We start from the raw sequence: 25,490 nt of genomic DNA on the forward strand, positions 1-25,490 counted from the left end.
AATGAGCAGTACCACACTGGAAAAACAGTCTGTAGCAGCCATTTACAACCTTGAAAGTCAACGTTTTATTGCGGGTAGCGCATCTGAGGTTTTAGGTATTGATTTCCTCGCGCATCCGGACTGGAAAGCGTTTCAGGCATTTTTTGAAGAGCTTGAATTAGACAAATATATGATGGATGGAGGTATTTATCGCCAGCGTCGTTTTGGCCGGTTCAAATGGTTTGCTGATGGAAATCGTCTGGAACAGCAGCCCCAAACCCCCTATACGCAGCCGCTGTACTTTAACCCACTGAATGGTGGCATCGAACGGCATTTTGCACCGTTAACAGATGCCATTGTGAATAATCGGGTGGTAAGAGAAATTCTTCTTAAGCTGGCTACTGCTTATGGAGAGCTGGAAGATATCCAGACCTGGAAAATTAATGCTTATTTTAACCGCATCATTGCTACCAAAGATTTTTCTGGTCAGCCAGTGCCCGAAGGAAAACATCGTGACGGTGTTAAATTTAGCTGTTTATTTATGGCAAACCGTTTAAATGTTTCTGGCGGCTCAACCACACTGACTGACATCTTATATCAAAAAGAAGTGTTTACCGGAACGCTGGAAAATCCATCTGATGTGTTAATTTTCCGTGATGACACTGTCATTCATGATACCAGTGCAATTACTGTAAATGAAGGATTTAAAGAAGGCTACAGAGATGTGCTGGTCATCGAGTTCTACTAACTTATAAAGGACGTGAATTGTGACTATTCAGGTTGCAATACAACCAGACTTAACCACCAGACAACTGACTTCAAGAATAATCGATGAAAATGAAATATTTATTATCATCCCATTATTAGTACAACTTTATCCGAATCTGCCGACTGAGACGATTAAGTCTCGACTTGAAGAGATAAAAAATCTTAACTGGGCTTGCCTGGGGATATTTGATAAAGACAGCCTTGTCGGTATATCTGGTTACTGGCTAAACACCCGACTTTATTGCGGAAAGTATTTATACGTTGATCACTTTGTGGTTAATGACGCTTTCCGCGAAACAGGTGTAGGTGCACTGTTAATGCAGAAGATAAAAGAAATTGCTGACCAGAATCTGTGCAGTCATATTTGCCTGGATACCTTCACTGGCAACTTACAGGCACAGCACTACTGGTCAAAGCACCAATTTAATATCGTAGGTTTTCATTACGTATTACAGAATTGATGAGGAATTTACAATGGAACATAACTATTCCAGAGATGTCATTTACAGTCGTATGCTGGGAATTGTGAGTGAAGAAGAACTTGCCTTACTGGCGGATAAAACTATCGCCGTTCCTGGCTGCGGAGGTGTTGGCTACACCCATGCTGAAACGCTGGTAAGAATGGGTGTCGGTGGCGTGCACATCGCAGACTTTGACACCTTTGGCCCGGAGAATTTCAACCGACAGTTTGGCTCAAGTATTCATACTGTCGGACTAAAAAAGGCCGATGTCCTCAGGGAACGTTTGCTGTCCATCAATCCGGCATTAAGGATTTCTCAGTTCGAAGATGTTAACCCTGACAATGTAGACCAGTTTCTTGCGGGTGTTGATGTGCTGTGTGATGCACTTGACTACTTCGTGATTGAGCCACGAATCGTCATGTATCGCCGTGCCAGGGAGCTGGGCATTCCGGCAGTGATCTCATGCCCGATCGGGTTTGGCGGAACCTTGCATTTCTTCGATCCGCAATCGATGTCTTTTGAAGAGTATTTCGCTCTGTCATCCGATATGGATGAAACACAGAAGCTGATCAATTTTGGTATCGGTCTGGATCCCTTGCGCTTACACAGTAGCTACCTGGACTCACCGCGACTGGATTTTGAAAGCCGTAAAGTCGCCTCTTTAAGTTCTTCGTGCCTGCTGGCAACAACACTAACGTCAACATTTACATTAGCGAAACTGCTTGATCGTGATATGTTTTTTAAGCCGGTCCCTTATGTGCATCAGATCGACTACATGGCTGGGCGATTTGAACAAACGTATGTCAATGAGGGCGTTAACGGGCTTAAATCCGTCATGAAGCTTCAGGCAACCGGATAAGAAGCGACGTGCGGAACTGAATCTCACTATTACATTGGCACTAACATTATGAAACCACGCATTTTTATAGACGGTGAAGCGGGAACGACAGGTTTGCAGATACATTCTCAAATCAATGGTCGTGATGATATAGCGTTAATCGAGCTGGCGCGTTCAGATCGAAAAGATCCACAGAAACGTAGCCAGGCACTAAACGAATGTGACATTGCGATTCTGTGCCTGCCTGATGATGCAGCACGCGAAGCAGTATCATTTGTTGAAAATCCTCGGGTGCGTATTCTCGATGCAAGCTCGGCTCATCGTTCCACCACCGGCTGGGTTTACGGTCTGCCGGAACTGACTCCGGGTCAGGTACAGTTGATTGCTGAGGCCAAAAGAGTGACTAACCCTGGCTGTTATCCTACAGGGGCTATTACTCTGCTGCGTCCTCTGACTGAGGCGGGTTTAGTTCCGCGTGATTACCCTGTTAATGTCCATGCCATATCGGGTTATTCCGGTTCCGGACGTTCGTTGATTGAAGCCTATGAAGATCCACAGCATCCTCAGGCGACTGACGCCCCTTTCCGTGGCTATGGTTTAAGTCTGAAGCATAAGCATGTTCCTGAGATGCAGAAACAGGCACTGTTAACTTATCCACCGCTGTTCACGCCGTCCTATGGAAAATACCGGCAAGGGATCGTTCTGTATGTCCCATTACATTTAAGACTTCTGAAGCCTGGAGTCAGCGTCAAACAGATTCATGAATGTCTGTCTGTTTATTATTCTGATTCTGAATATATCAATGTCGTTCCCGTTGAGCAGGCGGCAACGATCACCCAGCTGGACCCAGAATATTTGAATGGAACAAACAATCTGGATATCTACGTCTTTGCCAATGAAGATTCCGGTCAAATTCTTTTAGCTGCGGTGTTCGATAACCTGGGCAAAGGCGCGTCGCGCGCTGCCATTCAGAACTTAAATATCATGTTAGCAAAGACATGTAGTTAAAAAGCTCGCCCCCCTCTCCAGTTACTGGAGAGGGCTTTTATTAAATTAATCAGCAAACTAACACTCATTATAATTCTGAGAGGATAAGTCTCGCCATGAATAACTGCAATGAAATTACATCTGCCCTGACCTATGAACAAATGAATATTTGGCAACTGCATATTGATAACCCAGGACTTCCGTTGTTTAATGCGAATTATCTGTTTCATGTTAAATCAGGATTCGAATGTGATTATTTTGTGCAAGCATTAAGAGTTGTCATATCTCGTCACGGAGGCTTATCCTCACGCTTCGGTGGAGATACCGAGCATGCCATGCAATATGGGCCGTCAGAAACCGAAGATAAAATTTCTGATTTTGTCTATTTATTTGAGCAAGCAGAAGACCTTAAGGAGGCCCATGACATTATTAAAATGCGTAGTGTCGTCCCCTTCCGACTAAACCTCGCTTCACCCATCCGTGCCGATATTGTCCCAATGGCCAACAGCGAGTTTCTGGTTAACATCACGGTGCATCAGATTGTTTGCGATTGCTGGTCTGCATCACTGTTCTTTGAAGAGCTGAGTTCATATTATAATTTATTGTCTGATAACCAACAGATCGTTATTGCTGACAACGCCGCCAGTTATCTGCGTTTTTCACTATGGCAAAAAGAACAGCAGCAGCAGGAGAAAGCCAAAACCAATAAGTTATATTGGTTAAATTACCTTCGGGGAGTTGATAGCCATTTAGAGCTTTCAGCCTATAAAGACTTATCAGACAACGCTCCATTTTCAGGCGGCGTAGCCATAAAAACCATCGCTGAAAACACTCATAGTCAGGTCTGCGCATTAGCTAAACATTATGCAGTAACACCTTATAGTCTTTACATGACATTATTCGCTGCTTTCTTACAGCGTTGCACGCGGCAGAACGATTTCTGCCTGTCCTATCCGAGCTCGAACAGAAACATGCCTGAATCAGATGAAATTCTGGGATTGTTTACACGCTTACTGCCCGTAAGATTTACATTCGGCGCTGAAAGCTCGTTGAAGGAGATGGCCCTTAAGGCATATGAGTCGCTGCTTGATAACAGCGAACACGACTTATGCTGCATGGCAGATATCGTCAGGGAAGCGGGTGCAGATGACGCAATGAGACCTTTTGGCTTATTTAAAGTAGTCTTTGGGCAAATTGGCAGGGTTAACCATGGACTGGCCCTCAAAAATACCAACATTGAACAATTACCCGTTCATACAGGCTATACCAAAACGGATCTGTTGGTCATGCTTGATCTGCACTCCATTCAACCTGCGGTGTTTATCGAATTTTCATCAAAAAACTTCTCTGATAAAACTATTACCACGTTATGGCAAGATTTCATGCATTTCCTGGAGTCAGTTTTAAACCATCATCGTCAGATAAGTAATAACGTGGAAGACACTGAGTCAGTCGCTTTTATAGTATAAATCCAGGATTTTAATTTAGGTTACCAGAAAAAATCATTCTGCATTTCGCAAATAACATAATGGCAATGCAATCCTAATCAGATTGTCGTGCTCCCTGTTGTTTTTTAACGGAGTTCACCTGTGAGCAAAGAACTTTACCACTCTGATGATGCCTGTGAATTATCATCGGAACAGAAAAAAATATGGTTTCAGTTTATTCAGCAGCCCAACCAGACAGCGTATAATATCTCCGAGGGATTTATATGCTCGGGTGAAATTAATGTGGCAGCATTAATTTCTGCTTTAAAGCACACCATTAGCAACACCCCCGCGCTTTCAGTTATCTTTAAAGAAAAGGATGATAAGACCTGGCAGTGTTCTGCACCAGATATTGTAGAAGGCACAAAGTATATTACTCAGGCTGAAGGTTTTTCTTCCTGTGATGAAGCCAAAAATTTCGTGTATGAAAAATGCAACACGCCTTTTGACCTGTATAACGAAATTCCGCTCAGGATGATTATTGCACGCTATGCACAGCACCACATTATCGTCGCGCTCTGTTTCCATCATATCGCTATTGATGGCTGGTCGGCACAACTTTTTTATAATGATTTAAACGCTAACTACAGTAAATATTGTCACCATACCAAACCCAGCAATGATCAAACCGCAGCAAGTTACATAAATTACCTGTCCTGGCAGCAAAGCGCAGAACAAAAGCTCGCTCGTCAACATAGCCATGAATACTGGTGCAACTATCTCAGTGATGTCTCACCGATTCTTGAGCTACCGATGAACAAAAAAAGAGGGGGGAGTTTTCAATCTGCTGGTTCATCAATGACTTTACCTATACCCGAGAAAATTTGTCAGTCAGTGAAACATTCATCCGTTCAGCATCATGTTACGGACTGGTGTTTCTATCTGACGGTTTTTTCCCTGTTGCTTCAGCGTTATTCAAATCAGACGCAATTTTGTATTGGCTACCCATCGGCTAATCGTGCCATGCCGGGCAGTGAAATGATCGGCGGGCTGTTTACCAATACACTGGTGCTGAAAGCCGAATTTAACCCGGACGATCGCTTCTCAACATTACTCAGCCGAAATTACGACACTCTGCTTGCGGGATATGAGTATGACAATGTTCAACTTGAAACCGTCATCAATGATTTAAATATACCTCGTAGCGCATCCTGTAACCCCCTCTGGCAGGTTCTTTTTGCACAGCAGGATCGTCGTGGGTATGGCCTTAATTTGCCTGGTGTGAGCACTTGCCAGTTCTTAATGCCGGCAACCGATGTCAAACTCGACTTAAGCGTGATGATTGACACTGACAGTAATGGTACGCAAGGCATCATTGAATACTCAGATCAGCTTTTTGAGAGCAAGGAAATTGAGGTTTTATGGCGTCATTATCTTCAGCTCCTGGCCAGTTTTGCTGCTGATGCCCATCAGCCACTCAATGCCCCTGCCCTGGCAGATGCTGAGCCGCAGCATGCAAAAAAAGTCTCTTCTGCCGGGAAATCACGCTATCACTCGCTGAATTGCTGGTTTGAGACCGTAGTCGCGAATTATCCTGAGCGCATTGCCGTTGAATGTGAACAAGAGTGTCTCACCTATGCTCAGCTAAACGACAAAGCTAACAGTCTCAGCAGAGAGCTTCTGAAGCAGGGAGCCAAACCCGGTGAACTTATTGGCCTGTCTTTAAAGCGAAATGAATATCTGATCATCGGAATTATCGCCATTCTGAAAACAGGATGTGGCTACTTGCCGCTGGATCCAACTTACCCCATTTCCCGCATCGATTATATCTTGCAGGACACTGAATGCAGGATAGTGGTTACGGATGTTGACACCGCGCCATTGTTATCCGGGAAAAATGTTCGCTTAGTTGATGTTTCAAACTGTACAAACGAGAGGAAAATCAGAACATTAGGTGAAGTAATCAATGATGGCTCATCGCTTGCCTACTGTATTTACACCTCGGGCTCTACTGGCAATCCAAAGGGAGTATTAATTTCTCATACCAATGTGATGCGCTTATTTGAGAATACACATCAATGGTTCTCGTTCGATCAACATGACGTGTGGACATTATTTCACTCTTATTCTTTTGATTTCTCAGTCTGGGAGATTTTTGGCGCATTACTGCATGGTGGCAAGTTAGTTGTCGTTCCCTATGACATTTCACGCAGCCCGGAAGACTTTCGTAATTTACTCAAAGAGAAAAAGGTGACGGTTTTAAATCAGACCCCATCAGCTTTTAACCCGCTAAGTCTGGTTGAAATGACGAATTTTGAAGAAAATGATCGGTTACAGAATTTACGATATGTGGTGTTTGGTGGTGAAGCATTAAATTTTGCCTCCCTCAGCGGCTGGGTATCCAAGTATGGTGATAGCAGTCCTGACCTCGTTAATATGTATGGCATTACCGAAACAACGGTACATGTCACTTACAGAAAAATTTCCTTAGCTGATATTATTAATAATACCGGGAGTTATATCGGGGATGCTATCCCTGACCTCGATATTGCACTGCTGGATTCCTTAGGCAGACCAGTACCAACAGGGATGGTTGGCGAAATGTATATATCAGGTGCCGGCCTGGCGATTGGCTATCATAATCGTGACAGTCTGAACAGTGAGCGATTTATTCATCTTACTCTGAAGGGTAGAAAGAAAAGATTCTATAAAACCGGTGATTTAGCTAAACGACGTTTTGATGGCGAGCTTGAATACTATGGCCGGGCTGATAAGCAGGTCAAAATCCGTGGACATCGCATAGAACTGGGTGAGATTGAGAACGCTCTGATAAAGCTGCCTGATGTGTCAGAAGCTGTGGTATTGGCGCGCCCGGACGCGCATGGAAAGGATAAACTTAAGGCATGGGTCAGTCTTTCTTCGAAAATGCATTGCAATCCTTTACTGATCAAATCGCAGTTAGCCGCGTCTTTGCCCTCTTATATGATTCCGCAAGAAATCATCATAATTGACAGTATTCCTCTGACAACAAACGGAAAAGTGAATACTTATGCTTTGCCGGAAAATTCCTCCTGCACCAGCCCGACAGATTTGCTGCCGGTTAAAGCCAATACCTTACTGGAAGCTAAACTGCACAGTATCTGGTGCAACATTCTGGGGCGAACGGATGTTGGCATTCATGATAACTTTTTTGCTCTGGGTGGCGACTCCCTGCTTGCCGTGATGTTTTCCCAGCAATGCCGAAAAAATAACATAACACTTAACGTGATTGATTTACTTAACCACCAGACCATTGCAGAACTTGCGATGAACGCAGGGGTTGAGGATATTGACACGTCCTTAAATCAGAATGCCGTCACCGAACCGGTGAATGTGGCAGGGAGACCATTAGTACAACAAGACGGCATCTACCCGATGTCTGGTATGCAGCAGGTGATGTTTGAAAATTATAATAAGGTTTCTGCCCGCTGTTCAGGCGCTTATCATGTGCAGCAAGCCTATCGTATCACGGATAAAAACCCGCAGCCTCAGGCGATGTTAAAAGCGATTAAGATGATGATGGAAGCTCATCCGGTGTTAAGGACTGTCGCTTTATATGATGATAATAATGGCTGGAGTCAAATGTTTGCTGATGAAATGCCTGTAGACTTTAAATTTCATGATTTAACCAGACTTAACTCTTCGGAAATTGACAATAAAATCTCGGCAATCAGGGAACAAGATCTTGAGATGCCTTTCACCTTCAACTTACCCACGAAGGCACTGTTCAGATGTAACTGGTTTCAGATTTCAGTTAACTGCTTTGAATTATTAATATCAACCCATCATGGCATCGCTGATGGATGGGGAAACCAGGTTTTACTGACGGAATTATTTGACCTTTATCGCGCCATCAGAGAGGGAGAAGATATCCAGCCAGATATCCGCCCTAATGGCTTTCTGGAATATTTATCTGTTGAGAAAAACAATGCAGCAGACAGAGCACACAAACACTACTGGTTACCTTTTAAAAAAATAAATCACGATGATCAAAGCAATGCTTCTTCATCCTGTGATGGCCTGGCGAACCCAGCGATTGATCGTTTCGTTGACAGAACACTTATGGCAAGACTGGAAAAAATAGCTCGTCATCATAACGTTACATTGAAATCTCTGATGCTTTTTGCACTCAACTCAGTTTTGTTAAAAGCACAATGCAATTACGATGGATTTATTGGCGTCGTCAGCAATGGACGGAAAGATAATCTAAGCGATCCGTTACACTCTTTGGGACTGTACTGGAACATGCTTCCTGTCCGTTTCAGACAGTTATCCTCCATGGCGTTACTGAAAAGTGTGCATGACGATCTTTTGGCCTGCGAACAATTTGGTGTGTTCCCGATAGCTTTTCATAAAAGTTATGTTAAGCCCTGTGTGACATTCAATTTTGTGAATTTTCACAACAAATTCGATTTTGGCACGCAATCAGGCATGGAACTTATCAGTGAATACTGGCATGACCGCTTCCACTATCCCCTTAATGTCTATGTGGCTGGCAGCAACAGCACAGATGGAAATCTTTTCAGGATGGAAAGCCTCAGCGGATATATAAGTTTTCAGCAAGCCAATGCTCTTATGAGTGATTTTATTTTATATCTGTCAGATATGTCAGTGAATCCTTTATGGAACACCGACCACGTATTGTCCAGCTAACATAGCCGATGGCGGAATTAGCGTCGTTATCAAGAGGAAAATCATGAAAGCTCCAGACACTTTTACTCTTCAGACCCGCATTTTATCTATCTGGAAACAGGTATTAAACAATGAGAACATCAGCCTGGATGATGATCTTATCGCCATTGGCGGTCAATCAATCGATGCGCTTAAAATTGCTAATGAATGTCAACGGCAACTGGGAAAACCCGTGAATATGGTCCGGGTGCTGCGGAGCCGAACGGTGTCAGGCCTGGCTAAAAGCTTAAGCCAGACGTAAGTTTTTCAGAATTTTACACCCTATTATTGGGGATGGATAATTCGCCTTTCCAGTGAAATTTGCTGTTTTTATTTCTATAAATGGTGAATTTCACTTTCTTTAATTCCCGGCATGGATGATTACGCATGTTTATTCAGACCCGTTAAATTTCCTTTGAGATTAATTTTACTTTATAATTTTTTGCGCCAATGTTTAAGGGATGCGAGTACAGCTCATGGGTATAATTGATTATAAAATCAGAGACTTCATCAAGTTTTACGGGATGTTAGCACTGCTTTATTTTAGTGATATGGTTTTACTGGTAGGACTGATCTGGAACACTTATAAAGTAACGAAAGCACCTTACTTCTTAGGTATCGTCCTCTCAGTCAGTGTCCTCATACCCTTTGTCATCAGGCGTTTTTTTCACGGAATAAATCTCTTACATTTAAATTTCCGAAAATTATTTATCCTTCGCCTGTGCTCCTATCTTTTCATCGCTTTGGTTTCCATGTTAAACCTCTCGGATAAATATATTGAAACCTCAATAATTATTATCCTTTATGGTGTTTTAACCTTATCGACATTAAGCACCTTTGAAGCCGGAAATATTAAGCTGGTCAAATCTGGCGCAGTATCATCACTTAATGCCTCCCGATTATTACAGACCGTCATTCAGACTGGTGCTTTTGTTGGAGCATTGATAAGTGGGTTGTTATTAGACAGATACAGCTTCCATAGCATAGTGCTGACTATTAGCCTTTATGATATTTTAATAAGTTTTATCGGCTTTTTTTGTCTTAAGGAGATCTCTTCCTCGCCAAAATCTGCACATCCTGTTGCGGCTAACGTAGCCATTACCACTACAACCCCTGCTCTGTTCACTTCACAGAAACTGCTGATTGTTTTAATCGGCCTTATCGGCCTCCATATTTCATCATTCAATTTACTCACGCCGGTTATCTATCAGAGTTTAAACCACTGGGGCAGTGAACAGTTCGGTATTGCGAGCGGAGCAGCGTGCTTTGGCGCTTTTTTATCCGCCATTTTAGCAACCAAAAAATGGAATTATGCCCTCGCCGCATTACTTTTGGTTATTAGTGATACGATTTTTTGCATCATTGAAATAAAATCAGTTAACGTCGTATCCTGCTTCTTTCTGGGGCTGTTTCTTAATTTAGTGCGTATTGGCCTGCGTTCAGAGTTTATTGATTCAATCGTCGAGGGGCAGTCAGAGGAGGATTTGGCTGCTAAAATCACCACGGTTTATTCTCTGTGTCAGGCCGTCGGCCCGATTATGATGGGGTTTGTGATTTCAGAACACTTTCTTGGGGTGGCATCAGCAAGATGGCTGCTGACGTTTGTTGCTGTCTGTCTCTTAATGGGAATAGTGGTTTTTAATTACGTTAAAAACATAGCTACAGAGGTAAAGTCCGCCTGACAACAGGCATCCCGCAGTAGTTAAAATAATCGCTACGCCATCTGTTTCAGCTATTGCATGGGTAGCAGATGTTTGGTGAGCCGGGATGTGCCGGCACGCTATATCCTTACGCCTGGCGCGCTCTGTTTCTGGAGCACGCCAGCGCGTAGGGAGCAGGCCTAAGCCTTGCTTTGCAAATTCTTCCGGTAGAAACAGCGTTGTCTGCTGTGTAAAAGTGGATAAGCAATGCAGGTTACTATCAGGCTTATAATCCAGGAGATATCCACTCCAGGAATGAGCTTCGCATAGGGCCCCGAGAAAAACGCATTTTCAACAAAAGGAATCTGCACAATAATGCCGACGAAATAGACCATCAGCGCCCGGCCATTCAATAATCCGTATTGCCCACCATCAGCGCTAAAGATTGAAGGAATATCATAATGCTGTTGATTAATGTAATAAAAATCGATCAAATTTATTACAATCCATGGAATAAGTACGGAGATTAACGCCAGAATTAAATTAATAAAGAAGGAGATAAAATTTTCAGATGCTGCTAATGCGACTATAACGCCTCCCACTAAAATCAACGTGGAAAATACTATCCGAACCGAAGCACCTGGTGTCCAGCCGGGACGGAAAGTTTGCATTGCCGTAATCAGCGACAGCACCACACCGTACAAATTCATCGAGTTGTGGCATATAATATTGACCAGAAAAAACACCATCAAAATCGGCCCGAGCCAGCCCGTTGCGTGACGAACCGACATCATGGCGTCGCTGGCAGGAGCAATGCTGACCGCCATCATACCAAACACAAATGCCAGGATGGTGCCGCCGCAGGCCCCCAGATAAGTCGCGAAGAACGGACGGGCAATACCGACGTCCGCAGGCAAGTAGCGCGAGTAATCGGAGGTGTAAGGCGAGAAACTGATTTGCCACACCGCGCCGATACAGAAGGTGCCGAACCAGCCGGCGGCACTAAAGCTGCCACGCTGCCAGAAATCGCCGGGTAATGGCTGTATCAGCATCAATACTAAACCGGTGATCAAGGCTGCGCCCATCACCCAGGCACCGACTTTATTAATTTTATGGATAAAATGGTAACCCACCATACCGATAAAAGTCGCTGCTATCGCACCGATAATGGTTGCGGCATAAACCGGAACGACGGGTATGACATTATTGATGACTTTTCCCGACAGCGATATATTCGAAATAAAGAAACCTAAATAGATAACCGTGGTAAAGCTGATAACCAGCAATGAACCATAGCGACCAAACTGCGCCCGGCTTTGCACCATCTGGGGAATGCCGACTTTCGGCCCCTGAGCGGAAGTGAGTGCCAGAAATATTCCGCCAAACAGATGGCCCGCAATAATAGCGGTTAATGCCGAAATAACATTAAGATGAAAAGTTTCTGTGGCGATGGCTCCAGTGACAATCGCCAGCGGTGCAATATTAGTACAAAACCATAATGTAAACAGGCTATGCGATTTACCGTGGCGCTCAGAATCCGGCACATAATCCACTGACTTATTCTCAATAAGATTATTTTGCAGTGTTTGAGTATTCACCTTACTCTCCCGTTATGAAATGATGTTTAAACTGACTGTCCAATAGCTTCCTTGCAAAAAAAAACGCATAGCCATCCCGACGAAATTAATTTCGTCATCTCATAACAAGGACTGGCGGTACAACTCCTGGTGCATAATGTGATGCTACCGGCTTGCCCGTTTCGCTTATTACCGGCAGGCGATCAACTTTATTTTGCATTAACGCATGATAAAAGGATCATCAATAGGTTCATCACAGGTGCGCAGCCACACCGTTTTGGTGGTGGTATATTCCAGTGCGGCATCAATCCCCCCTTCGCGGCCAAAACCGGATTTACCGTAGCCGCCAAACGGGGCCAGCGGAGAGACCACGCGCCAGGTGTTCAGCCACACCACGCCGCTGCGCAGTTTGCGGGTGACGCGGTGGGCGCGCGTCAGGTTCTGAGTAAATACCCCCGCCGCCAGACCGTATTCGGTATCGTTGGCTAAACGGATCGCTTCTGCTTCATCATTGAAGGTTAATACCGAAAGAACCGGCCCAAACAACTCCTGCGTCACACTTTCGGCGTGGGGAACCGCACTGCAATCCAGAATAGTAGGCGGATAATAGAATCCCGGTTGATCAATGTGCTGATGCCCGGTTACCAGGCGCGCACCCTGCTCAATACTGCGGCTGACAATCTGTTCAATATTGTGCTTCTGCCGTTCGGTGCACAGCGGGCCAAACTGCGTTTCCGGCTGCTGCGGGCAACCAATGACAATGCTGCTGACCTTACCGATCAGCTTTTCAATAAAGGCATCTTTGATCTGCGCATCCACCAGCAGTCGCGATCCTGCCACGCAGCTCTGGCCTGAGGCAGAAAAAATCGCCGCGACTTGCGCATTGGTGGCACTCTCAAGATCGGCATCCGCGAACACGATAAATGGCGATTTTCCACCCAGTTCAAGCGAGGTGCTGGCCAGATTTTCTGCACTATTACGGATAATATGTCGGGCGGTTTCTGCACCACCGGTAAAGGCGATATGATCGACCTGCGGATGCGCAGTCAACACCGTGCCGCACTGTTCCGCGAAACCGGTAATGATATTGCAGACGCCGGGCGGGAAACCCGCTTCGTGGATCAATTCCGCCAACGCCAGTAACGGTGTCGGCGCAGTTTCTGCCGCTTTTACCACCAGCGTGCAACCTGCCGCGATGGCCGGGCCAATTTTCACCGCAGAGAGAAACAGCTGGCTGTTCCAGGGGATAACCGCTGCGACCACGCCAATGGGCTCGCGTTTGATCCAGGTTTCCATATCGGCTTTATCAATGCTGAGCGTTGCGCCCTCCATTTTATCGGCCAGTCCGGCATAGAACCGATAATATTCGGCAACATAGGCGATCTGCGCCTCAGTTTCACGGATGATTTTTCCGGTATCCAGCGTTTCAAGACGCGCCAGCCGCCCCGCATGTGTCTCAATCAAATCCGCCAGGCGCAGCAGTAATTTGCCGCGCGCACCCGCAGTCATCGAACGCCAGGTATCGGATTCAAATGCGCGCGCCGCGGCTTCCACAGCCCGGTTGACCTCGGCGGTGCGTGCTTCGGCGATCTCAGCCCAGGGCTCAGCGGTAGCCGGATTCAGCGAAGTAAACTGCCCCGCGCCAGTTTCGAATTTGCCATCTATATAGAGTTTAAAGGTTTCCATTACGCCTCCACTTAGTGAAATTCCGGGACAACGTGTTGGATAAAGCGTTCCAGCGAGGCTTTTTTGCGCTCAAAGGTCATGCCACTGTCTATCCATAACGCGTACTCGTCATAGCCCATCGCTTCATAGTTCTTCAGTCGTGCCACGACCTGATCGACATTGCCAATCGTCAGGTTATTCCGCATCCCTTCCACGGTGTAATAGCTGTTATTGGCAATCTCTTCCTCGCTGAGTGGCTTGATTAAGCCCTGCTCCACCGGACGCTCATTTTTGAACCAGGCACCAAAATAGTTATAGAAGCGGTTAAGTTGTTCCGCTGCCAGCTGAGCGTCGGCTTCGTTCTCTGCGATATACCCATGCTGCAACAGCATAATTTTCAGAGGCTTCTCGGGCGAATATTCCTGACAGGCGGCCTTGAAGCAACTTATCAGCCGGGTAATCTCTTCTTCACCCTGATGCAACGGCGTCACCTGCACGTTGCAGCCATTTTTCACCGCAAACTCATGGCTGTTCGGATCGCGCGCGGCAACCCAAATCGGCGGCGGCTGTTTTGGCTGCGGCGCTGAGGTGGTTGACGGAAATGACCAGAACTCCCCCTGATGTGCATAATCCCCTTGCCATAATGCCTGTACCGCCGGAATCAGTTCACGCATACGCTGACCCGCTTCCCACGCGGTCATGCCCGGCATCAGCCGCTCATACTCATAGGAGTAAGCACCGCGAGCGATGCCCAGCTCCAGCCGCCCTTTTGTCACCAGGTCGGTCATCGCGGCTTCACCCGCGAGGCGAACCGGATGGGTAAAGGGGGCGATAATGGTGCCGGTACCCAGACGAACGTGCTGAGTACGGTTGGCGATATCGACCAGATTGATAAAGGGATTCGGCGCAATGGTGAAGTTCATACCGTGATGTTCACCGGTCCAGATGGTGTGCAGGCCACCTTTATCGGCGATTTCGCACAGCGTCATCATCTCTTCGTAAAGTTTCTCCTGCGAATCATCGGCAGAGACCCTTTCCATATGCAGGAACAGTGACAGTTTCATATTGCCTCCTCGCTGGCTTGCAGTGCGAAATGTTTGATTGAGCCCTGACAATCATCGCCGTAATAGAGAGCGTAATTTCCCACCGCGTTCTCGCGAACGAAGCGATTCATCAGCGATTTAAGTGCGGAGTCAGCAATCGGCAGTTCGGAGAGATTGTTGAGGTTGTACCATTGCGCCTGATGCACCGGCGGTGGTGACAAATCGCTGCCGGTCGGCTGTGCGCACAGAAACACAATATGCTGCTGATTCTTGTGACGATCTTCATAGATCGAATAGACAAATCCAGGGCTGGCTGCAATATGGAGGTCGTTAATCAACAGCGCGAGCGTCTCACTGACGCTGCTTTTACTGACGTGACGCGACGGCAAACTGTAACCACCGTCTTTGTTAACCATCAATGCCTGGCCATCAAACTCTATCAGCGCGCTGACCACCACATTCGGGCTGCTGATCAACGACTCGGCATTCTGATATGGTGTGAAATAGGCACCGCGGTAGTAACCCAGTCCCGCCGTTCCGCACGATTCAAACTCCCCGACCTGGCCGATAAGAATCGCATGATCCCCGGCATCAATAACCTGATGCATGGCGCAGTCAAACCACGCGGAGCTGTCATCGATTAGCGGAACGCCCGACGCTGCTTTGCGCCAGTTGATTAACGCGAAGCGGTCTTCAATTTTCTGGGCAAAAATATTCGACGTCTCTTTCTGCTGCTCCGCGAGAATATTGATAGCGAAATGTTTGCAGCCGGTGAAGTTGTCGAAATTAGCCGAACGCTTATCGATGCTAACCAGCAGCAGCGCCGGATCGAGCGAGACGGATGAGAAAGAGTTGGCCGTGAATCCAATCGGATTACCGTGCCGATCGTTAGTGGTCACTACCGTTACCCCGGTCATAAAGGCACCAAAGGCGTCGCGTAACTGTCTGCGTTTATCTGCGTCCATAAATCACTCCTGTACAGGCTCGTGTTGTGTAACATCCGCTGACACCGGGCTGAGGAACATTAAGATCTCTTCATTCACCCGCGCAGCATCGGTCAGGCTCAACATATGCTTTGCATTGGCGACCACGACGGCCTGACCGTAAGGTGCAGCACTCGCCATTTGTCGCGTCATTTCCGGGCTGGAATTGGCATCCAGCTCGCCGGTGATCGCCAGCACCGGACAGCGCATTTCATTCCAGCGGTCTGAGTAGATGCGGTCACCCGCGGCAAAGGCCTGATAAGCCCGCGAATAGCCCTCTAAATCAACCTGTTGCAACCAGTCGCCCACTTTGCGGCGCAGCGGTTGCTCATCCGCTGAGGCGCTAAACCAGCGATCCAGTGGCGCATCAAGGCGGACATTGCCGCTGGCCAGCTCTTCTGCACGTTTCGCAACGGCGTCACGTGCTGCATCGCTGCGTTTAAACACCCCACTCATCACAATCGCGTGGCTAATCAGCTCAGGATAATCAATGGCAATACCCGCGGTGATCAGTGCTCCCATCGAATGCCCGGCGACGGCAAAACGACTTTCCGGTTGCGTCCGCCAAAAACAGGCCAGCCACTGCACGTAATCTTTCAGCGTCGCCGCGTGACGAAATCCTTCACTGTCACCGTGCCCCGGCATATCGACGGCAATAACGCGGAAATACCGACTCAGTGAATCCATTTGAGGAAACCAGGCATCTGCGTTCATGCCAACACCGTGAATCAGAACCAGTGGCGTCCCCTTTCCCGCCTCCAGGTAGCTCACCTGAAGATTCAGATCAGACAGATGCTGGGTTTTTCTGGTCATGGCCTAACTCTTTCAGGTCAAGATATCGGTTGCCGATCCGATGATGCGGACGACCGCCCAAGGCCGCGCCAAGCGCGATAACAATTTCGTCGCTGAACGGTGCGTCGTTGATATTGAACTGCATGGTGAGGTAGTGCTCGCGCGTGCCTTCATCATTGGTACCCATCATTGGCACCAGAATCGGCGTATTTGCCGGGCCGCGCGTATTGTTGAACGCCAGATAGGTTTTGCCTTTAACCGCAGAACGGTAGTGATTACCGAAGTGCAGCGTATGAATCAGCGCGGAAGCGTGTTCCAGCTCACCGTTGAGCCCTACCACCGCACTTTTGCCATACGCCTGAACACGCTCGCCGCCGCCTGCTTCAGTCACAATCAGGCGGGTCAGCAGCTCACCCAGTACCGGTGCCATCTCGCGGATTTTTGGCTGTAAATCTTCGACGAAGCCTTCGCCCGCCCAGGGATTTTTCACTACGGCTGCCGCCGCAATCATCACCAGCGGCGTGGTTGCCGTTTTGCCACCGTCAGAGTAAATGGTCTCAGTGGTGACGAAAGTTTTACGAATATCGGGATGCATTTCAGGACCTCATTCAGGTTAAAAGTTTGTTAAACACGCTGACGAGGATCGATATAACACCGTGATTTATTGCCTGTCAAAAGTTGGTATACCATCATACGGTGTTCTTTCAGGAAGCTTTCAGATCCCCTGATTTGAGACCGGAAACCCAGTGGAATCAGCAGGTTTATTGACTCATTCACTGGCAAATCTGACTGGCCGGGCAACCAGGATATGAATGTGACAGAGGTCAAAAATATTGAACAAAAATTATGCCATGAAAGTTTAATAACCGAGTTTTTTCAGACAGTTATCGTTATCGCGATTACGACGCTGATGGCATCCGGATAGTGAGTGGCCTGCATAGCATGGAAGTGTGAGCAGACTCCGGTTTCTGACTTTGATCGGCGGGGATGCCTGAGAGTATCGCAGGATGGTTTTTTTAGCCGAGATTGCTAAACCGGCGTAAAAGATGCTAATAGTAAAAAGGATGATGGAATTTGTATTTCCTCGATCCTGAATTTTTATTTCAACGCAGAGAACAATATGGTTGCTAGCCACTCACTAAAAATTGAAAACGCCCCGGTGACATTACGCGAGTTGGCATTGGCAAAAATACGGCAAGCCATCATCTCCGGCTATTTTCAGGCCGGCGATCGCTTAGTGGAACGTAGTCTTTGCGACGAATTAGGCGTCAGCAGAACAGTAGTACGAGAAGTTATTCGCTATCTTGAAGCGGAAGGATTAATTGAGAATCTGCCGAAGAAAGGCCCGATTGTTGCCATATTGACCTGGCAGGTTGCAGAACAGATCTATGATATCCGCATGTTACTGGAGCAGGAAGCGGCAAAAGATTGCGCGATTGCAGCCACCAGCAAAGATAAAAAAGCGCTGCAACAAAAACTTATGCGCATCGCCAAAGCCTCACGCGATCAAGATGATATAGAACGTGTTGAAGCGTCTCAGGCCTTTTACGAAACGCTTTTTGCTATCGCCAGGCACACTATTGCCTGGGAAATCGTCCAGCGACTTAACAGCCGCATCAGCCGTTTACGTGCTCTGACGCTGCGCAGCCCCGAACGTCAGGTGGCAGGTTTAGAGCGCATGACGCGAATCTATGAAGCCATTGAACAAAATAACCCTGAGCATGCCAGAGAAGCGGTTAAACAGCATTTAACCGAAGCAGCCAATCTTGCAAAATCTATTCTTTCTGAACAGGAGTAATTATGTCAGCTTACTGGATTGCACACGTCACGGTGAAGGACGCCGAACAATATAAGAATTATATGACGCTCGCGCCACTGGCATTTAAAAAGTTCAATGCCAGATTTTTAGCGCGCGGTGAAAAAGCCGTATCACTTGAAGGTGATGCGTATATCAAACATGTGGTTATTGAATTCAGCGATTATGCTACAGCAGTAAATTGTTATCACTCCGACGAGTATCAAACAGCAAAAAAACAGCGAGAACATGTTGCCGATGCCATGATCACTATCATTGACGGAGTGACTACCTGACTGATTAAACATCCACCTGAATCGGGTAAATGCGAAAGAAGTTGCAGAACAGAGGCAATGACGCAGTGGCCTGCTGCAAATTTTTACGCAAAACGCTCCAGGGCGAAAGGGGTAATATCCACCGGCGGCGTTTTATTATCAACCAGCGCAGTAATACATTCGGCGGTAATCGCGGATGTCATTAATCCGTTATGCCCGTGACCGTAAGCATAATACAGGCCCGGCTGATCTTTTACTGCGCCTATAGCCGGTAAACCATCAGGCATGGTGGGACGAATACCCATCCACGGCTCGGCATGTTCCGCCCTGAGTGCGGGAAGATAACGTTTGGCCAAATCGCGAAGCATAAAAGCGCGTGACATACTGGGCGTGCGGTTCGGCTGGCAAAATTCTGCGGTGCCGGCCAGCCTGAGGCCGTGCTCCATTGGCGTGGCAGCAAAGTAGGGTTCACCAAAGACTACCGGTCGAGTGAGGGAAATCCCGGCGTTCGCCAACATCAAATGATATCCGCGCTCACTGGCAACTAAGGCTTTATAACCGAATTTTTTTAACAAGGAGGCTGAGTAGAAACCCGCGCAAAAAATCACTTTGCTGGCATTAAGCGACGAGTTAGTCGTGGTTATTCTCCAGCCTCCATTATCCGTTTGATTGACGTCCAGCACCTTTTCCTCAACAAATGTGACGCCCTGTTGTGTCAACCAGGCAAAATAACGCAGACCCAATCCTTGCGGGTTATTACACCTGCCAGAGTTTTTAAAAAACAGAGAACCGACGATATTCTCCGTGATACCAGGTTCCAGCTCCCGGGTCTGACTGCGGTTAAACACCTCGACATCGATTCCCTGCGCTTGCCACTGGGGAATATTTTTTTTCTTCGCCTCCAAAGATTCACGGGTCAGAAAACAGACCAGGCCGCCTTCGGTTGAAAGGTAATCTTGCGCACCAGCCTGACTTGCCAGCGAGTGAAGGGAAGACTGCGAACGGGTGATCAAACTCGAAAAGGCATTAACGATATCCTGAAAACGTTGCTTATTCAGAGTCGCGGCAGCTTTAATCGTCCAGGGAATCATCTTAGGCAGATATCCAGGCGCAATAAGCAGCGGCCCCTCTTTGGAAAACAGCAGTTTAGGAAGTTTAAGAATAATATCGGACGTGGCGGGCGGGAAGATATTGGCCTGCGAAAGAAAACCGGCATTACCGGCAGAGCACCCCTGCATCGGCTTATCGCCATCCACAAGCGTCACCTTATGCCCTTTTAAATGGAGTTGCAGTGCGGTCGACAAACCGATGATGCCGGCACCGATAACCACGACTTCTGAAATAACCTCAATATCGCTCATCCGTAATCCCGCCTTTGGGTATCATTAAGTATTGATACGTTACACAGGCCTGGACGGTCATTAAAGAGATATAAATGCGCGTAAAATCATTCCAAAATAGTATCATTCAGCATTAATACGGCAGCAGAATGCGCGAATACCGGTGATTAATCTGTCAGGGTATGCTGGTGCGTTGCTGCGCAAAAATAATCGCTATGACTCTTTTTTATCGTGGCGATCACCGCACGATGAAACGGGGATATTTCATCTATTTTTACCAATACCACATAGTTAAGTTTGACCGGCGCGCTATCTATATAGCACGGTTTAAGCTCACCCCGCCGGAGGGACGCTTGCGCTAAAACCGTTGGAACAGATGCCACTCCTGTTCCCTGGTTTGCCATCGTGATAAGCGATGACCAACTATTGCACTGGATTGCATCACGGATTTTGATCGATCTTGCCGATAACCAGGCACCAATCACGCTGCCGGCGCAACCCGCCAGGGGTTGCAGCAGCAGCGTGTTCTGTTCCAGATTCCTGAGGGAGGTACTCTCAGCGAGCGCACGCTCCGGCTTGCAATACCATCCGATCTCGACCTCGCCTGCCGGTATTCTGACCATGTCCTGGCTACGGATCGCCTCATTGACAACAACAATATCCAGCTTACCTGAACGAATCTGAGAGTAGAGTTCGGCAGATGTGCCTGATTCAATTTCAAGCTGCATATCCGGATACTTTTTTTTAAGTTGTCTGACACAGTGAGGTAACCAGGACAGACTTGCCAGTTGATTGACCCCCAGCCGCAGCAGCGGAGCCACTAAACTTTTGTCGACGAAACGCTCGGCCAGACGATTCCGCTCACGCAGAATCTCACGAGCAATGTGTAAAACTTCAACACCCGTCATGGTGATTTGCGAAGAACGCTTTTCACGGTCAAACAGCGGTAGATCAAATCCGGCTTCAAGCTCGCGAATCAGCCGGGAGATGGCCGATTGCGAAGTGTTTAGCGCCCGGGCCGCACCTTTAAACGACCCCATATCCACTACGGCAACAAAGGCTTCCAGTTCACGGAATGTGGTCATCGGGTCTCTCTCTTATTCTCGCGAAAACCCTAACCATACCAATTATTACTTAAAACAGAAATCTAATAAGTGGTGAAAGCATCTCATTTTGGAATACTAATATGGCCGAAAATCTCCCTTTACGGAATACCATTATGTTGCGAAAAATAGCGGTTGACCGGCCAGCCTGCTGCAATTGACAGCAGGCTGCTTACAGAGTGCAAAATAACGAAAGGATAAATTAAAATGACCTTGCCTGTACGCTACCCTTCCCCTCTGACTGCGCCACTGTCGAAATCCGTCCGCGCCGGTGGTTTTGTCTTTCTGTCGGGCCAGACACCGAAAAATAGCGATCTGAGCCCACTGCGTGGTGATATTCAGCAGCAAACTAAAAATGTGCTTGATGCGATCGAAGCGAGTCTGGCTGAACATGGCCTGACGCTGGCGCACGTGGTGCGTGCCACCTGCTGGCTGTCTGATATCTCATTAATGAAACCCTTTAATGAAGTGTATGCCAGTTACTTTAAAGACGCACTGCCGGTCCGCAGCACCGTTGAAGCTAAACTTTCGCAAGATGTTGATGTGGAGATTGAAATCACTGCATGGTCCGCGGATTTACTGTGACGCAGATGTAAAGCGGCAAGGGCTTCGCCGCTTTACTTCATCATCCTTTCAACCTGGCTATCGACGCAGATCGATAATTCACGCCGTCATCAACAGAATGATGCAGGACAGCATATGACCTATCAATCTATGGCAGAATTCCCACGCGTCAGCGACGAACAAATCGCACGTGCGCGAAAATATCAGGTGGCAATTCTCAGTGATGTCGCCGGGCGTCGCGGAACGATGAACTCCCGCATTCAGGCGCTGCATTCGGAAATGAGCATTTGCGGTCCGGCGTTTACCGTTGAAGTTCGGCCCGGCGACAACTTAATGTTTCATGTCGCATTAGCTATCGCTAAACCCGGCGATATTATTGTGGTGGATGGCAAAGCCGATGCCACCTGTGCCTTATTTGGTGATTTGATGGTGACTCAGGCTGAGGCGGCAAAGCTCGGTGGGTTTGTGGTTGATGCTGCATCACGGGATACCGCGTCACTGGCATCGGGCAATTTTCCGGTGTTTGCCGCAGGCACCAATCCTTGTGGGCCAACCAAAGGCCTGGCGGGCAGACTGAGTATTCCGGTCTCGGTTGGCGGCATTGCGGTTAACCCCGGCGATCTGGTGGTTGGCGATATTGACGGGGTGGTGGTCATTCCGCTGGCGGAAGTCGAAAACGTTCTCGCCGCGGCTCAGCAAAAAGTCGAGGCTGAAGAGCAACGTATTCGCGAAATCGAAGCAGGCTTACTGATTTCGCCGTGGTTAAACGATGCGCTGCGGCAGGCGGGTATGCCAGCTCTTGATTAATCTGCAACAGCCATAATCGCGTTTAATTTTTTCGACGACGTTGTAATTTATTTAAGTCAGCTGAGCAATTAGTGTTAATACACAATAAGCTCTGTCCGGTGGACAGAGCTTATTTGCAGGCTGAATTAATCAAAAGCATCCCGTGATGGCCATGAAAACAAAAACGCCGCTCTCCGTTGGCAAGAGAGTGGCGCTTTTTTATACGGAAATAATAAATCAGTCGCTATCGTTCACAGCCTAACTGGTCACGATAACTCCACTCGCCATCTTTACCCAACACCAACGCACGTCGGTAGAGATAGGTGGTGGTACAAGCATGACGAGGCACTAATGCCAGCTGGTCGCCAGGCTTCACATCGGCATCAATGATCACTGAGTGCTCTTCTTTCACATCCAGAATCAGATCTGCTCCGGTAAATCTCTTCGTCATTGGAATGTCAGGCGCGATAGCTTTGGAGCCGGCATCGAGGGTAACGGTGCCGGCACGGGTTGAAAGCGCGGTTGACAGCACGTAAGCGCCAACCTGCCATTCCTGATCCTTAAGGTCAGTATGATGCTGGCAGCTGGAGAATGTCCAGCTGCCGGGCGACACTCGCGCTTGGGTGTGCCGCGCCCAGAAGGGATAGGTGTAGCTTCCGCCGCCAATCACATCCAGACTCATTCCATGCTGACTGGCACGGGCAAACAGCGCATCCACCTCACGCTTCAGATTTAAGAACTGCTGCTCGCGGGTAGCAACATCCAGATCCTTCAGATGACCATCATAAATATGCCAGCCGGCAAATTTACCCTGTGCCTGCACACGTTCTGCCAGTTCAAGCGCGACATCCGTAATCGGCATTCCGGTTCTGCCGAGGCCAGGATCAAGGTCAACACGCAGAGTAATCGTCAGCCCGGGCTGCTCACTGAGCAACTTCAGCCAGATTTCCAGACTTTTATCACTGTCAACTAATCCGGTTACTTGCGCCTTTGGATAAGCAATTGCAGCCTTGATGACACGTGAAATGGCTGCGGTGTTGGTGGTTGGATAAGCCCAGATCACCTCCGGTGCACCGCTTTCCAGGACCATTTCAACTTCACGCGGAGTCGCTGCTTTAAACGCAGTCACGCCCTTCGCAACTAAAAACTGCGTGATCCAGGGTGAACGGTGGGTTTTAACATGTGGCACCAGGCGGTGAATACCGCCTGCCAGTGCAGCGGTTTTAACCAGGTTATGTTCAACTGCATTTTCAATAATCACAAAACATGGCGTTTCAACGTCAAAATCAGGCGCAGGAAGTTTAATACCCAGCGTTTTATCATGCAGATATTTCATAACGGATTTCTCTGAGATTTAAGTTTTAACGGATAAAAGTCACCAGCCTGTCGCGTTGCACAGGCTGGCATTAAATTCAGGCGAGTTCGGTGAGGTTTTCCGTTCTGCGGCTTTTCTGCTCCCACTTGGCGATAACAAGCGGGGCCAGTGCATTGCCAAAAACATTCATTGTGGAGTTGCACATATCAATAATTCGGTAGATGCCGGCAATAAAGGCGATGCCTTCCAGCGGCAGCCCGGCACTGGACAATGTTGCAGAGAGAATAACAAACATAAACCCCGGGACACCGGCAGCGCCTTTGGTGGTCACCACCATGGTGACCACCAGCATCACCTGCTCCGAAATAGATAAATCAATACCGTAGAGCTGAGTAATAAACAGGGTCGCAATACCTAAAAAGATGGAAGTGCCGTCAAGATTAAATGAGTAACCAATTGGAACGACAAAACCAGCGATCGATTTTGGTGCACCCAATTCTTCAACTTTCTGGATTATACGGGGGATCACCGCAGCAGATGCCGCGCTGGAATAGGTCAGAATAAGTTCATCTTTTATATACTTCGCCAGACTGAAGATATTAATACCAAAAAAGCGGGCAATGGTACCCAGTACGACGATGGCAAAGAAAAGAATCGCGCCGTAACCGACCAACACTAATTTTGCCAGCGGCAGCAGCGAAGAGAAGCCAAATGTTGAGATTGTCACCGCGATCATCGCACAGACTCCGATTGGAGAGTACGCCATAATGAAGTTGGTTAATTTAAACATGGCATCGACGATACCGGAAATTAAGTCAATGACCGGTTGTTTTTTTCGCTCGTCCATCACGTTAAGTGCCATACCAAACAGCACAGCAAAAAACAGTACCGATAATATTTTACCCTGAGCCATCGCCTCAATAATATTTTCAGGAATAATATTGGTGATAATACTGGCCAGCCCATGACTCTCTACCGCTGAGGTCTGAAGATGCACGGCTCCCGCACGTAATAACGTTAAATCCGCCCCCGCACCAGGTTTAAAGATATTGCCCACCAGCAGGCCAAAAATAATCGCTGTCGTGGTGATACAGAAGAAATAGATCATCGTTTTCAGACCTACTCGTCCTACCGACTTTTTGTTACCCTGCCCGGCAATGCCGAGAACCATGCAACAAAAAACCACCGGAATAACGATCATTTTCATCATTTTAAGGAATATATCACCGGCTGGCTGAAGAATATTTTTAATGATGCCGTCACGATGCTCGGGGTAATGATAGAGATAGGCACCAATCAGAATACCCAGTGCAAATCCTATCAGAATTTGCCAGACCAATGTCACTTTCATCTTTTTCATGTAAAACCTCAGCAAAAATCAAATGGTATGCTTCTTGTGTTTATTTACAGGCCAGCGCGGTGGTTTCTTCACTCCTTTTCGG

General features: G+C 47.4%; 22 protein-coding genes. 12 read left to right on the forward strand and 10 right to left on the reverse strand.

Features of this window, described 5'->3' with window-relative positions; all coding sequences use genetic code 11:
- Position 1 precedes the first annotated feature (1 nt).
- The 8 genes from NG42_RS09380 to NG42_RS09415 all read left to right on the forward strand — a co-directional run bounded on the left by NG42_RS09380 (position 2) and on the right by NG42_RS09415 (position 10,852).
- Entirely contained in the window at positions 2-727 is a 726-nt protein-coding gene (locus NG42_RS09380; protein WP_052899041.1) for a 2OG-Fe dioxygenase family protein, read from the forward strand.
- Positions 728-746: 19 nt separating this feature from the next.
- Positions 747-1,208 carry a GNAT family N-acetyltransferase gene (locus NG42_RS09385; protein WP_052899042.1) on the forward strand — a complete coding sequence of 154 codons (462 nt, stop codon included), beginning with the start codon at positions 747-749 and terminating at the stop codon, positions 1,206-1,208.
- A 13-nt stretch (positions 1,209-1,221) separates the two neighbouring features.
- On the forward strand, positions 1,222-2,067 hold the full coding sequence (locus NG42_RS09390) for a ThiF family adenylyltransferase (protein WP_052899043.1): 846 nt from the start codon (positions 1,222-1,224) through the stop codon (positions 2,065-2,067).
- Between the two features lie 48 nt (positions 2,068-2,115).
- A complete protein-coding gene (gene argC / locus NG42_RS09395) occupies positions 2,116-3,054 on the forward strand; it encodes an N-acetyl-gamma-glutamyl-phosphate reductase (protein WP_052899044.1) in 939 nt (312 codons plus the stop codon).
- Positions 3,055-3,149: 95 nt separating this feature from the next.
- Entirely contained in the window at positions 3,150-4,502 is a 1,353-nt protein-coding gene (locus NG42_RS09400) for a condensation domain-containing protein (RefSeq protein ID WP_052899045.1), read from the forward strand.
- A gap of 120 nt (positions 4,503-4,622) precedes the next feature.
- On the forward strand, positions 4,623-9,152 hold the full coding sequence (locus NG42_RS09405; RefSeq protein WP_052899046.1) for a non-ribosomal peptide synthetase: 4,530 nt from the start codon (positions 4,623-4,625) through the stop codon (positions 9,150-9,152).
- A gap of 43 nt (positions 9,153-9,195) precedes the next feature.
- On the forward strand, positions 9,196-9,432 hold the full coding sequence (locus NG42_RS09410; RefSeq protein ID WP_052899047.1) for an acyl carrier protein: 237 nt from the start codon (positions 9,196-9,198) through the stop codon (positions 9,430-9,432).
- Between the two features lie 262 nt (positions 9,433-9,694).
- Positions 9,695-10,852: an MFS transporter gene (locus NG42_RS09415; protein WP_156322009.1), complete on the forward strand. Its 1,158-nt coding sequence runs from the start codon at positions 9,695-9,697 to the stop codon at positions 10,850-10,852.
- A 158-nt stretch (positions 10,853-11,010) separates the two neighbouring features.
- Here the strand turns inward: NG42_RS09415 and NG42_RS09420 are convergent, their stop codons facing one another.
- The 6 genes from NG42_RS09420 to NG42_RS09445 all read right to left on the reverse strand — a co-directional run bounded on the left by NG42_RS09420 (position 11,011) and on the right by NG42_RS09445 (position 17,465).
- Complete coding sequence (locus NG42_RS09420; protein WP_052899049.1) at positions 11,011-12,408, reverse strand: purine-cytosine permease family protein; 1,398 nt, start codon at positions 12,406-12,408, stop codon at positions 11,011-11,013.
- Between the two features lie 198 nt (positions 12,409-12,606).
- Positions 12,607-14,073 (reverse strand): aldehyde dehydrogenase, encoded by a 1,467-nt coding sequence (locus NG42_RS09425; RefSeq protein ID WP_052899050.1) that lies wholly within the window; start codon positions 14,071-14,073, stop codon positions 12,607-12,609.
- An 11-nt stretch (positions 14,074-14,084) separates the two neighbouring features.
- Positions 14,085-15,116 carry an LLM class flavin-dependent oxidoreductase gene (locus NG42_RS09430; protein ID WP_052899051.1) on the reverse strand — a complete coding sequence of 344 codons (1,032 nt, stop codon included), beginning with the start codon at positions 15,114-15,116 and terminating at the stop codon, positions 14,085-14,087.
- Positions 15,113-16,060, reverse strand: coding sequence for a flavin reductase family protein (locus NG42_RS22640; protein WP_052899052.1), 948 nt, complete (start codon positions 16,058-16,060; stop codon positions 15,113-15,115). Before NG42_RS22640 ends, NG42_RS09430 begins: the two co-directional genes overlap by 4 nt.
- A gap of 3 nt (positions 16,061-16,063) precedes the next feature.
- Positions 16,064-16,891 (reverse strand): alpha/beta fold hydrolase, encoded by an 828-nt coding sequence (locus tag NG42_RS22645; RefSeq protein ID WP_052899053.1) that lies wholly within the window; start codon positions 16,889-16,891, stop codon positions 16,064-16,066.
- On the reverse strand, positions 16,863-17,465 hold the full coding sequence (locus NG42_RS09445) for an amino acid synthesis family protein (RefSeq protein WP_052899054.1): 603 nt from the start codon (positions 17,463-17,465) through the stop codon (positions 16,863-16,865). Before NG42_RS09445 ends, NG42_RS22645 begins: the two co-directional genes overlap by 29 nt.
- Positions 17,466-17,990: 525 nt before the next feature.
- On the opposite strand from NG42_RS09445, the gene NG42_RS09450 reads away from it, so the two are divergent.
- Positions 17,991-18,668, forward strand: a complete 678-nt coding sequence (locus tag NG42_RS09450) for a GntR family transcriptional regulator (RefSeq protein ID WP_052899055.1) — start codon at positions 17,991-17,993, stop codon at positions 18,666-18,668.
- A 2-nt stretch (positions 18,669-18,670) separates the two neighbouring features.
- Complete coding sequence (locus tag NG42_RS09455; RefSeq protein WP_052899056.1) at positions 18,671-18,961, forward strand: DUF1330 domain-containing protein; 291 nt, start codon at positions 18,671-18,673, stop codon at positions 18,959-18,961.
- Positions 18,962-19,044: 83 nt separating this feature from the next.
- Here NG42_RS09455 and NG42_RS09460 read toward each other — a convergent pair whose 3' ends face one another.
- Entirely contained in the window at positions 19,045-20,301 is a 1,257-nt protein-coding gene (locus tag NG42_RS09460; RefSeq protein WP_052899057.1) for an NAD(P)/FAD-dependent oxidoreductase, read from the reverse strand.
- Positions 20,302-20,447: 146 nt separating this feature from the next.
- Positions 20,448-21,365: a LysR family transcriptional regulator gene (locus NG42_RS09465; RefSeq protein ID WP_053115635.1), complete on the reverse strand. Its 918-nt coding sequence runs from the start codon at positions 21,363-21,365 to the stop codon at positions 20,448-20,450.
- A gap of 225 nt (positions 21,366-21,590) precedes the next feature.
- Here NG42_RS09465 and NG42_RS09470 point away from each other — a divergent pair, with 225 nt between their 5' ends.
- On the forward strand, positions 21,591-21,968 hold the full coding sequence (locus NG42_RS09470; protein WP_052899058.1) for a RidA family protein: 378 nt from the start codon (positions 21,591-21,593) through the stop codon (positions 21,966-21,968).
- A 114-nt stretch (positions 21,969-22,082) separates the two neighbouring features.
- Entirely contained in the window at positions 22,083-22,754 is a 672-nt protein-coding gene (locus tag NG42_RS09475) for an RraA family protein (RefSeq protein WP_052899059.1), read from the forward strand.
- Between the two features lie 223 nt (positions 22,755-22,977).
- On the opposite strand, the gene NG42_RS09480 is transcribed toward NG42_RS09475, so the two are convergent.
- Both NG42_RS09480 and NG42_RS09485 read right to left on the reverse strand, forming a co-directional pair.
- On the reverse strand, positions 22,978-24,069 hold the full coding sequence (locus NG42_RS09480) for an alanine racemase (RefSeq protein ID WP_053115634.1): 1,092 nt from the start codon (positions 24,067-24,069) through the stop codon (positions 22,978-22,980).
- A gap of 76 nt (positions 24,070-24,145) precedes the next feature.
- Positions 24,146-25,408, reverse strand: coding sequence for a cation:dicarboxylate symporter family transporter (locus tag NG42_RS09485; RefSeq protein ID WP_052899060.1), 1,263 nt, complete (start codon positions 25,406-25,408; stop codon positions 24,146-24,148).
- Positions 25,409-25,490: the final 82 nt, after the last annotated feature.

Origin of the sequence: Winslowiella iniecta, assembly GCF_001267535.1 — a bacterium.
GTDB lineage: Bacteria > Pseudomonadota > Gammaproteobacteria > Enterobacterales > Enterobacteriaceae > Erwinia > Erwinia iniecta.